The 15,592-nt window shown below is 63.5% G+C and carries 14 protein-coding genes; 9 read left to right on the top strand and 5 right to left on the bottom strand.

Annotation, left to right across the window (positions count from 1 at the left end; genetic code table 11):
- Window positions 1–9 precede the first annotated feature (9 nt).
- Window positions 10–1,299: an MFS transporter gene (locus QCE88_RS25480; RefSeq protein ID WP_309907534.1), complete on the bottom strand. Its 1,290-nt coding sequence runs from the start codon at window positions 1,297–1,299 to the stop codon at window positions 10–12.
- Between the two features lie 362 nt (window positions 1,300–1,661).
- Here QCE88_RS25480 and QCE88_RS25475 point away from each other — a divergent pair, with 362 nt between their 5' ends.
- Window positions 1,662–2,534 (top strand): DMT family transporter, encoded by an 873-nt coding sequence (locus QCE88_RS25475; protein ID WP_309907532.1) that lies wholly within the window; start codon window positions 1,662–1,664, stop codon window positions 2,532–2,534.
- 95 nt (window positions 2,535–2,629) lie between these two features.
- Window positions 2,630–4,585, top strand: a complete 1,956-nt coding sequence (locus QCE88_RS25470; RefSeq protein ID WP_309907530.1) for a Cache 3/Cache 2 fusion domain-containing protein — start codon at window positions 2,630–2,632, stop codon at window positions 4,583–4,585.
- Between the two features lie 9 nt (window positions 4,586–4,594).
- Here QCE88_RS25470 and QCE88_RS25465 read toward each other — a convergent pair whose 3' ends face one another.
- The 3 genes from QCE88_RS25465 to QCE88_RS25455 are packed head-to-tail and all read right to left on the bottom strand — an operon-like array spanning window position 4,595 to window position 7,256.
- A complete protein-coding gene (locus QCE88_RS25465; protein WP_309907528.1) occupies window positions 4,595–5,836 on the bottom strand; it encodes an FAD-dependent oxidoreductase in 1,242 nt (413 codons plus the stop codon).
- 4 nt (window positions 5,837–5,840) lie between these two features.
- Window positions 5,841–6,149 (bottom strand): non-heme iron oxygenase ferredoxin subunit, encoded by a 309-nt coding sequence (locus tag QCE88_RS25460; protein ID WP_309907525.1) that lies wholly within the window; start codon window positions 6,147–6,149, stop codon window positions 5,841–5,843.
- A 27-nt stretch (window positions 6,150–6,176) separates the two neighbouring features.
- A complete protein-coding gene (locus tag QCE88_RS25455) occupies window positions 6,177–7,256 on the bottom strand; it encodes a fatty acid desaturase family protein (protein WP_309907524.1) in 1,080 nt (359 codons plus the stop codon).
- Between the two features lie 147 nt (window positions 7,257–7,403).
- Between QCE88_RS25455 and QCE88_RS25450 the strand changes: the two genes are divergently transcribed.
- From QCE88_RS25450 to QCE88_RS25435, 4 genes are all read left to right on the top strand, one after another.
- Entirely contained in the window at window positions 7,404–8,456 is a 1,053-nt protein-coding gene (locus tag QCE88_RS25450; RefSeq protein ID WP_309907521.1) for a LacI family DNA-binding transcriptional regulator, read from the top strand.
- Window positions 8,457–8,530: 74 nt separating this feature from the next.
- Window positions 8,531–8,776, top strand: a complete 246-nt coding sequence (locus QCE88_RS25445; protein WP_309907519.1) for a hypothetical protein — start codon at window positions 8,531–8,533, stop codon at window positions 8,774–8,776.
- Window positions 8,777–9,784: 1,008 nt separating this feature from the next.
- Window positions 9,785–10,846, top strand: coding sequence for a glycosyltransferase family 2 protein (locus QCE88_RS25440; RefSeq protein ID WP_309907517.1), 1,062 nt, complete (start codon window positions 9,785–9,787; stop codon window positions 10,844–10,846).
- 128 nt (window positions 10,847–10,974) lie between these two features.
- Window positions 10,975–11,232 (top strand): hypothetical protein, encoded by a 258-nt coding sequence (locus QCE88_RS25435; RefSeq protein ID WP_309907515.1) that lies wholly within the window; start codon window positions 10,975–10,977, stop codon window positions 11,230–11,232.
- A gap of 15 nt (window positions 11,233–11,247) precedes the next feature.
- Here QCE88_RS25435 and QCE88_RS25430 read toward each other — a convergent pair whose 3' ends face one another.
- Window positions 11,248–12,600: a DUF308 domain-containing protein gene (locus QCE88_RS25430; RefSeq protein WP_309907513.1), complete on the bottom strand. Its 1,353-nt coding sequence runs from the start codon at window positions 12,598–12,600 to the stop codon at window positions 11,248–11,250.
- Between the two features lie 145 nt (window positions 12,601–12,745).
- On the opposite strand from QCE88_RS25430, the gene QCE88_RS25425 reads away from it, so the two are divergent.
- From QCE88_RS25425 to QCE88_RS25415, 3 genes are all read left to right on the top strand, one after another.
- Window positions 12,746–13,327 carry a DUF1349 domain-containing protein gene (locus tag QCE88_RS25425; RefSeq protein WP_309907512.1) on the top strand — a complete coding sequence of 194 codons (582 nt, stop codon included), beginning with the start codon at window positions 12,746–12,748 and terminating at the stop codon, window positions 13,325–13,327.
- Window positions 13,328–13,423: 96 nt separating this feature from the next.
- Window positions 13,424–14,533, top strand: coding sequence for a LacI family DNA-binding transcriptional regulator (locus QCE88_RS25420; protein ID WP_309907510.1), 1,110 nt, complete (start codon window positions 13,424–13,426; stop codon window positions 14,531–14,533).
- A 76-nt stretch (window positions 14,534–14,609) separates the two neighbouring features.
- Window positions 14,610–15,584 (top strand): substrate-binding domain-containing protein, encoded by a 975-nt coding sequence (locus tag QCE88_RS25415; RefSeq protein ID WP_309907508.1) that lies wholly within the window; start codon window positions 14,610–14,612, stop codon window positions 15,582–15,584.
- Window positions 15,585–15,592 lie beyond the last annotated feature (8 nt).

The following is a 15,592-nucleotide window of genomic DNA, read 5'->3' as shown; positions in this document are numbered from 1 at the left end:
CCCGCAGACTCAACCCGCAAGCCTCGCCGGCGTCATCTTCGGCGTCAGCACGTGCATGATTGCGAACGCAATCAGATAAGCCGACGCGCCGATCGCGAACAGGACCCAGTAGTGGCCCGTGCGCTGCAACACCTGACCGATCACTTCCGAGAACAGCACGCCGCCGATCGAACCCGCCATGCCGCCGATACCGACCACCGCACCCACCGCGCGCCGCGGGAACAGGTCCGATGCCGTCGTGAACAGATTCGCCGACCAGCCCTGGTGCGCCGCCGCCGCGAGACCGACGATCGCCACCGCGACCCACAGGTTCTCCGCTTGCGAGACAAACGCGATGGGCAGTACCGCGCAGGCGCAGATCAGCATCGCGGTCTTGCGCGCCGCATTCACGGTCCAGCCCGAGCGCAGCAGCGCCGACGAGATCCAGCCGCCGCCGATACTGCCCACTGTGGTGATCGCGTAGATCACGACGAGCGGCAGGCCAATGTGCTGCATGTCCATGCCACGCGATTCATTGAGCCACTTCGGCAGCCAGAACAGATAGAACCACCACACCGGGTCCGTCAGGAACTTGCCGACGATGAACGCCCACGTTTCGCGCTTCCGGATGAGTTCCTTGAAGCCCGGTGCGCCGGCCTTCACATTCGCGGCGTCGGCGATCTTGGCCTCGTCGCCTTCGTCGGCGAGTTCGTCGTCGTGCGCACTGCCGTCCGGCTCGCGATACATCACGAACCACACCACCAGCCACACGAGGCCGACGGCCCCCACCAGCACGAACGCCGAGCGCCAGCCGAAGGCCACCGCAAGCGCAGGAATGAGCGCAGGCGCAAAGACCGCGCCGATGTTTGCGCCAGAATTAAAAATGCCGGTGGCAAGTGCACGCTCGCGACGCGGGAACCACTCGGCCGTGGTCTTGATCGCAGCCGGGAAATTACCGCCTTCGCCGATGCCGAGCAACGCGCGAACCATCGCGAAGCCCATGACCGAACCGACGGCCGCATGCAGCATCGCCGCGATACTCCAGATGAACATCGCGGCCGCGTAGGAGATGCGTGTGCCGAGCCAGTCGACGATCCGCCCGAAACACAGCAGACCGATGGCATAAAACGCCGAGAACGCAATGACGATGCGGCCGTACTGCACCTGTGTCCAGCCGATGTCGTGCTGAAGCATCGGCGCCAGCAGGCCGAGGATCTGCCGGTCCATGTAGTTGATAACCGTGGCGAAGAAAAGCAGCGCGCACACGGTCCAGCGATAACGGCTGGCGGTTCGTACGACGCCGGCAACGACAGTGTTCATGAAAGTCTCCGGACGCGGCGGCGCTCGTCGTGCCGCGTTCTTTGTTGCGTGGATGCGGCGACGAGCGCCGTGGGCGGCTTATCCGGAAGCTCCGGTCAATGACCCATACAGCCGTTTGGAAAACGTTTTATCAAGAATAGTCGTTTCGAGCTTGGCTGACCATCCTGGTGTTTGCCCTAGGTCGCACGATAGAACGGCCTGACACGACATAAAACGGGATCCGCATCGAATTCGGCAAAAGAGTTAATCGTTTTCTAAAATTTTCCCCTGAGCCGAATGGTTCTTTGCATTAGGTGTTTTGCATGCAAACCATGCCTGTATGATCGATCCCCACTCATCTCTGGCAACACAACCCGCGTTCCATGCCTGCTCGTCTCACGGGGTTCATCTATCTCTTCGTCACCGCCATCGGCTGGGCGCTGAACTGGCCCGCCATGAAGATCCTGCTGCGCGAGTGGCCGCCGCTCTTCTCGCGCGGCGTCGCCGGCGTGACGGCGGCCGTCCTGTTGGGGTTGATCGCCGTCTTTGCCGGAGAGAACCTTCGCGTGCCGCGTGCACACGTTCCACGCCTGCTCCTCGCATCCGCAATCAATGTCTTTGCCTGGATGGGTTTCGCCACGCTGTCGATGAAATGGCTTTCCGTGAGCGAAGGCGCCTTGCTCGTCTACACCATGCCAATCTGGGCCATGCTGCTCGCGTGGCCCATCTCGAAGCGCAAGCCCTCCTTCGCCGGGTTTTGCGCCCTCGCTCTAGGCCTGGCCGGCGTGATCGTCCTGCTTTCAGCGCACGGCCTCTCCTTCGATGGCGGCAAACTTGCCGGCATCGCTTTTGCGCTGGCGGCCGCCGTGTTGTTCGCGCTCGGCACTGTCATCACGCATGGACCGATGCCCGTCGCCCCGATCACGCTGGTGGCCTGGCAAGTCGGCATCGGCTGCGTGCCGATGGTCCTGCTCGGCGCACTGCTCGAGCATCCCTCGTTCGCGGCACTGAAGCTCGATGGCTGGGCCGTCATGATCTACATGAGCCTCGTACCGATGGGCGCATGCTATCTGGCCTGGTTTGCAACCCTGCGCCGACTGCCCGCCGAGGTCGCTTCCATCGGCATGCTGCTCGTGCCGGTCATGGGCATCGTCGCCGCAGCGCTCACGCTGGGCGAACCGCTCGGCGCACGCGAAGCAATTGCGATGGCGCTGACGCTGTCGGGCGTCGCGCTCGCCATGCGTCAGCGCCGCTAACACATTACGGTGTCCTGTTCCAGGCAAAAAATTAAAGAGGCACGCACCGGCTGCCGATAAGGACCACACCTACTCATTACGTTCAATCCCTGCCCATGTTTCGAACCCGTCTGGCCCGCATGAACGTCGGGACCCAGTTTGCCGTGCTCGCCTGCGCCCTCACGGCCATCGCCATTGCTTTCTTTACCCTCGCTGTCACGAAGCGCGCCGGAGAACAGGTGGACACGCATGCGCTGGCGCGTGTCGAGAGCGAGAACCGCTCCATTGCCACGATGATCGGCCTCTATGACAAGGCCGTGAGTGCCGAGGTCTCGCGCTTCATGACCTTGTTCGCGCATCGCCTGCCGTCTTCATTCACGCTCGATCCGGCGCATACGGTCGAGATCGCCGGCTCGCCGACACCGACCATGCTGGCCGGCGACAAGCCCCTCAACAACGACTTCACGATTCCCGACGCGTTCCTCGCGGACAGCGGCGCCATCGCGACGATCTTCGCCCGCACCGGCGACGACTTCATTCGCGTCACCACGTCGCTGAAGAAGCAGGACGGCACGCGCGCCATCGGCACGCTGCTCGACCGCAAGGGCCCGGCCTATGCGCCGATCCTCTCCGGCAAGCCTTATATCGGCATTGCGGCGCTGTTCGGCAAGCAATACATCACCGAGTACAAGCCGGTCATGGACACGTCCGGCCGCGTGATCGGCGCGCTGTTCGTGGGCGTCGATGTCACCGCGGAATTCGCCGCGTTGCAGGACACCATCGCGAAGCTGGCAATAGGGGCGAGCGGTTATCACTTCGTCGTCGATGCATCGAACGGCGCGAATCGCGGCAAGCTGCTGGTGCATCCCGGCTCGCAAGGCCAGGGCGTCGACGAGCGCGTCGCGCCCTTTGCGCACATGCTCGATACACGTGAAGGCAAGCTCGTGTTCGACGGCGTCGACATTCCCGGCGCCGATCCGCGCGTGCATGGCGGCACCAAGGAGATCGTCTACATGAGCGTGCCGCAATGGCAATGGATGATTGGCGGCATTGCCTATCGCGACGAACTGCTCGCGGACGTGGACCACAGCCGCAACGTGTTTCTTGCCATCGGGCTCATCATCGTCGTGCTGCTGGTCGGCGTGCTGCTCTATGCCGTCGCGAAGCTGGTCGGGCGTCCCATCGATCAGATCACGCGCGCTTCCGAACGCATCGCCGCAGGCGATCTCACGGTCCGCATCGACAGTGCGCGCGAAGACGATATCGGCCGCCTGATGCGCGCCATCGACGGCATCGCGCGCGGCCTCGCCGGCATCGTCGTGCAGGTGCGCCATGCGTCGGCCGGCATGAACGAAGGGACCGGGCGGATTGCATCGGACAGCAGCGACATTGCCACGCGCATCGCCACACAGGCCGCAAGCGTCGAAGAAACGGCGGCGAGCATGGAGCAGTTCACGTCCACCGTGCGGCAGAACGCGGCCCATACCGCGCAGGCCGGCGCGCTGGTGGTGTCGGCATCGGAGGCGGCGCGCGCCGGGGGCGACGCCGTCACGCGCGTGGTGCAGACCATGGGCGACATCGATGCATCCGCGCGCCGCATCGCCGACATCACCGCGACCATCGAAGGCATCGCGTTCCAGACCAACATCCTGGCGCTCAACGCCGCGGTCGAAGCCGCGCGCGCCGGCGAGCACGGCAAGGGCTTCGCGGTGGTCGCCGCCGAAGTGCGCGTGCTCGCGCAACGCAGCGCGGGCGCCGTGAAGGAAATCGAAGCACTCATCGCCGAGTCGGCCGCGCGCGTCTCGCACGGCTACCGCATTGCCGAGGAAGCGAGCAGCACGATGAACGGCATCCTGGAACGCGTGGCGCGCGTCAACGCCATCGTCGGAGAGATCGACGTGGCCTCGCGTGAGCAGGCGAGCGGCATCGAGCAGGTCAACAGCGCGGTCGTGTTGATCGGCGAAGCGACGCAGCAGAATGCGACGCTCGTCGGCAATGCCGAGCACGCAGCCGCCGAACTGCGGGATCAGGCGGGGCAACTTGAAGAGGCCGTCAGCCGGTTCCGCGTGTGACGCGCCGCTTCAAAGCAGTGCCTTCAGCCGGACGCGTGCGTCGCTGAGCACATCTGCGGATGGTGACAGACCGCGCTCCACGAGCATGCGCGCAAGCTTCATGTCTTTTGCAATGACGTGAACCGGGCCGAATCCGCTCGCACCGACGAGCCGGTTTGCCGCATCGAAATGAAAGTCCATCGAAGCCGACTCTCCAGGCACGCGCCGCACCGTGCGCATGCCGAGCAAGGGCTCGCCCGCCACCTGCAACTGATGGTCGTACTGATCGGACCAGAACCAGGGCACGTCGTCATGAACGGCCTGCGCGCCGAGCATGTTCCTGGCAGCCGTGCGCGCCTGGGTTTCAGCGTTGTGCCACGTCTCCTGACGAATGGGCGCGCCCGTGAAGCGGCCCGGATGGATCGCGATATCTCCCGCCGCGAAGATGACCGGCGCCGACGTCTCGAGTTGCGCATTCACGATGACCCCGCGATTCACGGCGAGACCTGCGTCGCGCGCCAGTTCGTCCGCCGGTTCGATACCGATGCCGACGATCACGATGTCCGCGTCAAGCGAACGCGCATCGGACAGCAGAACGCGAAGCGCGCCCTGTGACGTGCGAGCGATCTCGAGCGGTGCAACGCCCACATGGATCGCGACACCCTTGCGCTCGTGCAGACCCTGCACCGCATGCGCGATGCTCTCGGGCACCGCACGTCCAAGCAGGCGCGCAGCGCCTTCGATCACGCTGACCTCACACCCTCGCGTGCACGCCGACGCCGCCACCTCCAGCCCGATGAAGCCGCCGCCCACGACCAGCACGCGCGCGCCGCTGACGAGACGCGGCGCGATGCACAGGGCATCGTCGAGCGTGCGCAGCGTCATGACGCCTTCGAGCTGCGCGCCGTTAATGTCCAGCCTGCGCACATGTCCTCCGGTGGCCAGCAGCAAGGCTTCATACGCGATGCGGCTGCCATCGGCGAGTATCACTTCGCGCGATCCAGGCACGATCTTCCGGACGCGTGCCACCTTGTGCTCGATCTGGTCCGCCTGCCAAGCATCGCGGGTACGCAGCGCGCATTGCAACGCCTCGCGCTCACCGGTCAGCACTTGCTTGGACAGCGGCGGACGCTCATAAGGCAGATGCGGCTCCGCGCCGATCATCACGATGCGCCCGCGCCATCCGAACTCGCGCAGCGCCGCGGCCGCGCGCCCCCCGGCATGCCCCGCACCGACGATCACCATCGCGCGGGCATCGTGCTGGTCTGTCATGGCATCAGATCTCGATGAAGATGCGGCCGCCCTCGACCTTCGCCGGATAGGTCCTGAGCTTTTCACAGACCGGCGCGCACAAGGGCCGGCCGTCGCGGATATCGAAGCGGCCGTTGTGTTTCGGGCATTCGATCACATGGTCCATGACGAAGCCATCGCTCAGATGAACCTGCTCATGCGTACACAGACCGTCGCTTGCATAGACGGCGTCGTTCAGGCGATAGATCGCGAACGTGCGCGTGCCATGGTCGAAGCGCATGACATCCTCGTCTTCTATATCGTCCAGCGCGGCTGCATCGATCCATTGCGTCATGCTCTTGTCTCCTTCAAGGCTCAGGGCTCAGGGCTGCGTGGCGGCCGGCACCGGCCGCTCGACGTGATATGACGGGTCGCGCGTCTGCCGCAGCAGCGCGGGAATGATCTCGGCATAGGCCGCGAGCGAACTTGGGTATGGCGGCGGCATGTCGTGCTTGACGGTGTCGTGAAGACGCGGCAGTGCGTGATAAGGGACCATCGGAAACATGTGGTGCTCGACGTGATAATTCATGTTCAGGTAAAGAAATCTGAACACAGGATTCATCATCACGGTGCGGCAGTTCTTGCGATGATCGAGCACGTTCTCGGGCATGCCCGCATGCTGCGTGAGACCGAAGAAGAGATAGAGCCACGCGCCATACAGGCTCGGCAAACCGACGTAAAGCAGCGGCAGGATCGAACGGAACACGAAGCACGACGCAATCACCGCGACATGGATGCTCAGATGGATACGCGCTTCGCGGATCACCTTCGGCCATTCCGATTCAGGTACGAAGGTCTTTTCCTCCGCGCCGATGTCACCGAACGCACCCGAGATCATCCTGGGCACCTCGGCCGCCGCGTGCTTCAGCGCGAAGACGTTGAGCGCGAGACTCAGCCAGTCAGTGGGCAAAGGCACGGCAATCTCGCGGTCGCGGCCCACCACCAGCGTGTCCGTGTGGTGGCGCGCATGACTCCAGCGCCAGATGGTGGGCCGCCGGAACACCTGGAAAGACGCCATCTGATACAGCGCCCGGTTCATCCATGGCGTCTTGAATGCCGTCCCGTGACCGCTCTCGTGCCAGCGTGAGTCCGCCGGACCGCAATACAGCGCGCCGTACAGGAAGAACGCGGGAATCGCCCACAGCGAATGCGCGCGCCAGGCGAACCATGCAAGCACACCGCTCGCCACGATGGCCGCATACCACAGCAACGTGTCGCGTATCGCGCGCGCATCGCTTCGCTGCATCAGGCCTTTCATCACCGGCCTTGGAACGGCGCATTTGTACCACTCCGCATTCACGAGACCGGCCCGCTTCGCCTGCTCTCCAGCCCCGCCTATCAGCCGATACGCGTCATGCCGCTGATGCTCGCCCGTCTCCTCGGGCTGCCGCGATTCCATCATGTCACCTCAATCTATGATTGAATTCACATCATTCGCTCTTGTTGGAATCGATGATAGAAGCGACGTTTCCTGCACGCAACATGCGCGCGCATTTGCTATCTTTAAGCATCATCACGCGCGTGGAAAACCCATCATTTACATCAAGCAATGAGCAAGCGTCCCACACTTCAGTCAGTGGCCGAAGCGGCCGGCGTGAGCCCGGCAACCGTCGACCGCGTGTTCAACGGGCGTCTGAGCGTCCGCGACGGCACCGCGCTGCGCGTGATCGAAGCCGCCGAACGCATCGGCTATCACGGTGCGGGATTGATGCGGGAGCGGCTACGCGCGCAGCGCGGCGAGCGCCGCGAACGCCACACGCTGGGCTTCTGCCTTCAAAAGCGCGCCGACCCGTTCTATCAAAGCTTCGCACGCATCCTCACCGACGCCGCCGCGCGGCACGAGCCCGAAGACTGCAAGGCAGTTATCGAATACATGGACGAACTCGACCCGGCCTCGATCGCCCGTACGCTGCTCGCACTGGGCGATAGCGCCGACGCGCTCGGTGTCGTGGCTGTCGATCATCCGCACGTGACGGCGGCCATCGAAACCCTGCACGCGCAAGGCAAGCCTACGGTCACGCTGTTATCCGACCTGAGCGCGCCCTTGCGTGCCGGCTACATCGGCGTCGATCCGCGCAAGAGCGGCCGCACCGCCGCATGGGCCGTGAGCCGTCTGGCACTTCGCAAGCAAGGGACGGTGGGCGTATTCGTGGGCACGCCGCGCTATCTGGGACAGGAAAGCTGCGAGATCAGCTTTCGTTCCTATCTTCGCGAACATGCACCAGGATTGCGCGTGCTGGACACGCAGATCAACCTCGAAGACAAACAACTGGCCTACGAAGCAACGCTCGCGATGCTTGCACGCCATGCCGATCTCGCCGGCCTCTACATTCCCGGCGGCGGCGTGGGCGGCGTGATTCGCGCGCTGCGTGAAGAGGCCTCGGAGAGACGGATCGTCACCGTGTGCAGCGACCTGATGCCGGACCGCTACGAAGCGCTCGTCGAAGGCGTCATCGATCTCGTGATCGACACACCGCTGCAACGCATCGCCGAAACTGCGGTACAGGCCATGTTGCGCGCGTTGCAGGCACTTCCCGGCGAGTCCGCACTGGCAAGTCAGTATCCGTTGCCCGCGCAACTCTACACGCCGGAGAACGTCTGAAAGGCGGCTAAGCCTGCGCTCATTCTGTGCGCCTACTCTGCTTCGTGAGTTTTCACACGATCAAGGAGACGCTCATGAAGATGCCTCTGGCCACCCTGCTGGCCGTCGCCATGGCCATGCCCGCGCTCAGTCATGCGCAGGCCGAAACGCCCGCCTCATCGCGCCTGCTGCACGATGGTGCTTGGCATCAATCAAAAGTCATCTATGCTGATACGCAGCACATGCAAGAACCAAGGGCCGGTGGCAGCCCTCGTCAGGACGCATGGCTGACTCAGCCTTCAGAGCAAGCGCTCGGACAGTCGCTCTATAAGCACCGTTGAGCCTTTGCTTGCATTCAATTTCCTTTCATTGCAACGGTCTGCGAGCGAGAGACACGAATCAAGCGCGCAGTGGCATCACGCTTGCTAAAGCCTCTCGACTGCTTCCGCTGTAACGAGCAGCATGACGATTCAGGCGACACCGCATTTCGAACGGATCAGCATATTTTTCAGTACCTTTCATCGTGATAGGCATTGTCACGAAAAATATGCCTGCTCCTGCTATACCTGCTTGCAAAATGAAACGGTTTGTCACTAATCAGAGGGATCGATGTCGCTCCCATGTGGCGGACCGCACGGAGCAGGCAAACTCGAGCCCGGAGCATAGTAAGGGTTATCACTGAAGTGGCGGTGCAAGAATCAGGAAGGGTAACGGCTACACGCGCAATGCAATAAGTACGCGTATTGCGTGAACGATTTCTTTTTGTCGTCTTCAAAGAGGCAGGGTTGCGTGCCGTCAAGGCTTGACCGGTCGCGCAGCCGGGTCTTTTTTGAACCGCTAACATGCAGGCCACGCAATCAGCCTCATCTGTCAGGGAGTTCCGCACAGAACAGGCATCAGTAATTCGGTGACAACACGGGATGGGCGTCAATGAAGTGCAAGGGCGCCGGGGAGCCCGCCCCATACAACGCGCTGTGCGGCGTTGGCTCGATTGACATGCGCGTCATGCCGGGGCGTCCGGGGCCGGCTGAATGACACGACATGCTCCAACTATAAGCGTCGTCAGACCGATCATGAGACTTGGCTTTGGCAAGTCCGGCATGACTGGCTGCGCCGCATCGGCGTTTCGAATGGCTCTCCCCGCCGTTATACGGTGAACGAGCCTGCCGTTACTGACAGACCATCGCATGACTCGCCGTGTGGCGCGTTGGGCGGAGCGCTTTCGCATTGACGCGAAAGGCTCTGTTTCGTCACACGTTGCGTATAGACGAGGCTCCTTGCACAGGATGCAAGGAGAAGTGCCCAATCATCGACGGAGAGCGTCATATATGCCGTTTGAGAGTGACTCCTTGCGAGACACGACCCCGCTGCTCAGCATCGTCGTCGCGGCTTACAACATCGAGGGTTACATCGAGGAAGCGCTCGAGTCCCTCCTCAGCCAGCCGTACATCGATGCGATGAAGATCATCGTCGTGGATGACGGTTCTCGCGACCAGACCTATGCGGCGGCGCGCGCGATTGTCGAGCGTGACCGCGGCGTGCATATCGAACTCGTGCATCAGGAGAACGGTGGTCTGAGCGCCGCACGCAACACCGGCCTCAAGTCGGTGCGCACGCCCTATGTCGGCTTTCTCGACGGCGACGACGTCTTTCTCAAGGGCTTCGGCGAGTCGGTCATTCCGGTGCTGGCCGAGAACAAGTGGGATATCGTCGAATACAACGTCAAGATCATCGACGACGAAGGTCGCGAACTCGACGGGATCGATATCGTGGACGGCGACACGCGCGGCGGAGCGCCCATGGACCGGTCCGCGCTGCAGCACTTCGCCGACGACTTCCACACCTTCGTGTGGGCGCGGGTCTATCGCACGTCCCTGTTCGATGAAGCGCCGTTTCCTGTCGGCCGTCATTACGAGGACGCGGCCGTGGTGCCTTCCACGTATCTGCGTGCGAAAAGCCTGTACCGCGTCCCGGTGCCGCTCATCGGCTATCGCCGGCGCTTCGGCAGCATCACGCAATGCGCGTCGCTGAACGATGTCGAGGATCTGCATATCAATGGTCGCGAAGCGCTCGCGCGCTGCAACGGCGGCGAGATGGACGACTACTGGCTCACCGTGTTCGACAAGCTGTTCCATCGCGCCTGCCATGTGTGCGCGCGCGTGGACCGTGCATCGTTCAAGCAGGCCTCCGAGACGCTTTCGGCGATGGCAGTCGATCATCGCAAGACGCGCACGACACTTGCCGAACGCAGCGGCCGCGAAGTCGTCGAGCTCAAGCCCTTCGACCTGAACGTGCGCGCGGATCGATCGATTCACTTCCTGAAGGGGCTCGTGAAGAAGGTATTGCGGCGCAGTCTCGATCATCATCAACGCGAGCGGCGTTCCAGCGCCTCCAATCAGTTCAGCGGATAAGCGCGCCAGCGTGCGGACGAGAGGCAAGCACGGCGCTTCCCTCGCTCGCACGCTGACTCGCTTGTCGGCAGTTTCTCCTGACCCGCCCGGCTTACGGATCTGTCGCCGATTCGCGATAAACTGCCGGGATGGAAAAATGTCCCTACTGTGAACGAATCCGTGACGAATGGGATTGTCACGGGCAGGAGTGCCGCACTCACATCGCACGCGCTTTGCGCAGACAACGCCTGGGTCTGCCCATGGTGCCGAAGGTCATTCGCAACGAAATCCCGCCGGGCGCCAGCACCGGTGAAGTCATCGCTCAGCTGTCACGTCAACGCCTGCGCGCACGCCGCGCCAACGAAGAGCGCCGGGCACGCAAGGCAGAGGATGAACTCGACCTCTGACCGTCCAACACTCGGCTAGTCCCGCTCGTTCTGCCGTGCGAGCGTCCCTTCTCCACGCCACGCGCGCCGCGAGTCGCGCATCTTCGTCAGTGCCATGCGCGTCACCTTGAGCCAGCCATACGGCCGCGGATCGGCGACCATGCTGAGCGCACGCGCATAGTCGAGCGCAAGACCGGGCGTCCAGGCCATCGTCACGGCGCGCTTGCGAATCTGCGCTGCAACCCACAACTCTGGAGTCAGGATCATCCGGACCAGCGCACCCCAGCCGGCATGCGCGCCGTACAGGCGCCCTGTCGCGCCTTCGAGCGCGGCCTCCAATGCACGCGCGACGCTGCTCGAACAATTTCGGTGCGTGAGGTTATACGTCGTGTCCTGTCGATAGTTGCACCAGAAACTATCGAGCCGCGCGGGGTCGTAATTGCGGATGCGCACGCGCACGGTCGAAGGACACCACGCCTTCGATTCGACGTCATAGCTCGGCTGGAACGTGCCGGGCACGTCGTTCTCGCGCGTGGCGCGTAACAGGCGCGCGAAGTCGTCCGGCGAGCGATCGATCTCCACCGCCGGATACAGGCTCACGTAAAGCCCGCCAGGCGCCTCGAGCGCCGCATGTCCCGTCGAGATGACGCCGTTGCGGTCCACCGCCGCGATGTAGCGGTCCACGACCGGATGCCACTGCGTCTCCGCCTTCGACGATCCCACTGGTGTCCACACGTGCACGGTGAGGGCGGGCTCGTCATCGGCGGGTGGGCCGTCCCATTCACGCGCAGCTTGCGCGGGACGCGCGTCCCCCACCTCATGCATCGCGGGATTGCGGGTCAACCGGCGCACGCGGGTCGCGATCAGGATCAGATTGATACCCGCGAACATGAAGAATGCCCCGACGCAATACGGCACGGTCCCCTTGTAGTGCGTCGGATAGGGTTGAAGCATGAACACGCCGAGCAGGATCTCGAAGATCGCAAACCCGAGGGCCACGCGAAAGCGCCGGTAGCGCACGACGAGCGCGGAGCTGGCCTGCAGCAGACCATCGAAGACAAAGGCCAGTCCGATCAGGACCGACAGAATGAAATGGCCATGATGATTGCCTTCGAAAATCAGCGCGGCCGTGAGCAGGAAGACGATTCCCTTCGCATGACGCAGCCTGCGCTGTCCGCCCACACCGGCCCAGGCAACCGCCAGCGCAAGCACGCTTTCGATCAGCAACAGCCAGCCCACAAGCTCGATGGGAAAGCCCAGCGCGCCGTCGAGCGCATCGATGAACACCCCAATGCCGACGATCAGCAACAGCCAGCCGATCGCCATCAGGCTGCGCCAGCGCTTGCGCAGATAGTCCACGCCCAGCAGGATCATCATCAGCTTGACCATCGTTCTTCCTTTTGACCGAGGACGCCACATGCGCATTCATCGTTCATGTTAGTGCAGATCGCGCGCTGCACCGCGTCATGATCCGGCGCCTGCCGCGCAACGAGCCATGCCATACTGGCGCCGCGACCCACGCGACGGAGACGCCATGTTCGACCAGTGCCAATGGATCAACGAGCCCGCGCAATGGAATCTCGACGGCAACACGCTCCATGTCACCACTGACGCCAGCACCGACTTCTGGCGCAAGACGCACTACGGGTTCGTGCGCGACAACGGCCATGTGTTCGCGGCGGCCGTCGAAGGCGACTTCACCGCTGAAGTGACGGTCGAAGGCGCGTTCTCCGCGCTCTATGACCAGGCGGGCCTCATGGTGCGCGAAAGCGCCGAGCGCTGGGTCAAGGCGGGCGCAGAGTACAACGACGGCGCCCTCACCTTCAGCACCGTCCTGACCGACGGGCAATCCGATTGGTCGCTCGGCGCACGCGCCGATGCGCACCGCTTCCGCCTGCGCATCACGGTGCTCGAGAGCGTGCTGAAAGTGCAATCCAGCGCTGACCAGAAGGACTGGATCCTGATGCGCCTCGCGCCGTTTCCAGCACGCTCGAGCTCCGGCTGGCACGTCGGGCCCATGTGCTGTACGCCCGAGCGCGGCGGTCTGGAGGTCCGCTTCTCGGACTTCAGGATAGGACCGCCGGACGTCAGGGATCTGCACGACGTCGCGCTGTAGGCCGTTCGGCTGGCTCGGTAAAAACACTCATTGGCTCCTTTGCACGACCCTTTCTACTATTCTGAAACGTTTCAGAATACGAACGGTCAACGCGCCTTGGACTCAAGAAAAAAGATCGCCAGCACGCTCAAGGATGTCGCCAACGCGGCCGGCGTTTCGCTCGGCACCGCGTCGAAGGTCATGGCGGGCGCCGACGGCGTCAGCGACGCCCGCCGCCAGCAGGTCTGGGAGGCGGCGCGCCAGCTTGGCTACCGGCGCAACAGCCTGGCGGCGGAACTGCGCAGCAGCCGCTCGACGTCCATCGGCTTCGTCGTGCCGGATCTCACGAACTCGTTCTTCATCGAACTGCTGTGCGTCGTCGAGGACCACGCGCTCGCAAGCGGTTATCGCCTGCTGCTCGCGCATGCGCAGGAAGATCCCGAACGCGAAGCCGAGCGCATCCGCTTCGTGCTGTCGCGGCAAGTGGCCGGCATGATCATCATTCCCTGCCACGGCTATGCCCACGCGATCGACGAACTGCGTGAATGCGATGTCCCGCTCGTGATGGCCGACCGCGTAGACGACAGCTTCCCCGCCAATACCGTCACCACCGACAGCCGGCGCGCGGCCCGCGACGGCACCGAACATCTGATCGCGCTCGGTCACCAGCGCATCGCCTTCATCGTCAACGCGCTGGACCTGGTCAACAGCCGCGAGCGCGCGGACGGCTATCTCGCGGCGATGAAGCGCGCGGGCCTCACGCGTCATGCGCGCATCGTCGTGTGCGGCATGACCGACACCGAGAGCCATACGGTCACGCTCGGCCTGCTGGCGGAACGCGAACGCCCCACCGCGCTGTTCACGGGCGCGAACGTGGCGACGCTCGGCGCGCTGCGCGCGATCCGCGATGCCGAGCTGCGCCTGCCCGAAGATATCTCGCTGCTCTCCTTCGACGACGCACCGTGGATGTCCGTGCTGCATCCGCGCATCAGTTCGATTCATCAGCCGGTTGAAGCCGTGGGCGGCGCGATCTGGCAATTGCTGCACAAGCAGTTGCGGGGCGAGGCCGCGGAACCGGTGCATTTGCGCATGAGGGCGGATTTGCGCGTGCGCGAGAGCACCGCGCCGCCTGGCAGATCGACGGAGAAGGAAGACAGCGCGGAGACCCTGCCGGCGCAGCAGAACGCCGGGCGCGGCCGCAAGCGGGCGACGTTCGTCGACCATTAGCGGCGCACTATAACGTTTTATTTTTCAGCGTTAATAAAACCACGCACAAGCTGGCCAACCCATCAGGAGAGACGCAATGGACAGCAAACGACGCATCATCACCGCGAGTCTCATCGCCGTGCCGCTGGCCGGGACGGTGGGATCGCTCGCGGCGCTCATCTCGCAGCCCGCGTTCGCACAGCAGAAGAAATATCGCTTCGGGTTCTCGCAGGTCACGACCGTCGAGCCATGGCGCGTGCAGTTCAACAAGGACATGAAGGCGGAGGCCGCGAAGCATCCGGAGATCGAGTTGATCATCGCCGACGCAGGCGATCGCACCGACAAGCAGAACGCCGACATGGAGAACTTCATCACGCAAAAGATGGATGCCATCTTCATCTCGCCGAAGGAATCGGCGGGGCTCACCGGCGTTGTGGAAAAGGCCTTCAAGGCAGGCATTCCCGTGTTCGTGCTCGATCGCGAAGTGAACGGCGAGCAGTTCACGCAGTTCATCGGCGGCGACAATGTACAGATCGGCGAGGAAGCGGGCAACTTCATCGTCAAGCTGATGGGCGGGCCGGGCAAGGCACAAGGCAGTCTCGTGGAGATCTGGGGCGGCTTCGGCGCACAGCCGGCGCACGACCGCCACGACGGCGCCGACAAGGCGCTCGCCAGGGAGAAAGGCGTCAAGCGCGTGGGCGAACGCGTGGATTGCGACTGGAAGCAGGACAAGGCCTACGACTACATGAAGACCGTCCTGCGCGTGCAGCCGAAGATCGACGTGGTCTACGCGCACAACGACCCGATGGCCTACGGCGCCTATCTCGCGGCGAAGGATGCGGGCCGCGAGAAGAGCATCAAGTTTGTCGGCATCGACGGCCTGCCGCAGGAAGGCGCGACGTGGGTCGAACAGGGTCTGCTCGCCGGCACCTTCATGTATCCGACGCCGGGCGCCGAAGGCATTCGCGAGTCGCTCAAGGTGCTGCACGGCGACAAGGTGCCGAAGAAGGTGACGCTGCCGACCCAGGGCATCTTCGCCGACAACGCAAAGCAATACATCGCGAGCCACTGAACGAGCGC

This window comes from Caballeronia sp. LZ035, assembly GCF_031451175.1.
Classification (GTDB): domain Bacteria; phylum Pseudomonadota; class Gammaproteobacteria; order Burkholderiales; family Burkholderiaceae; genus Caballeronia.
This window is presented reverse-complemented; position numbering and strand designations above follow the sequence as displayed.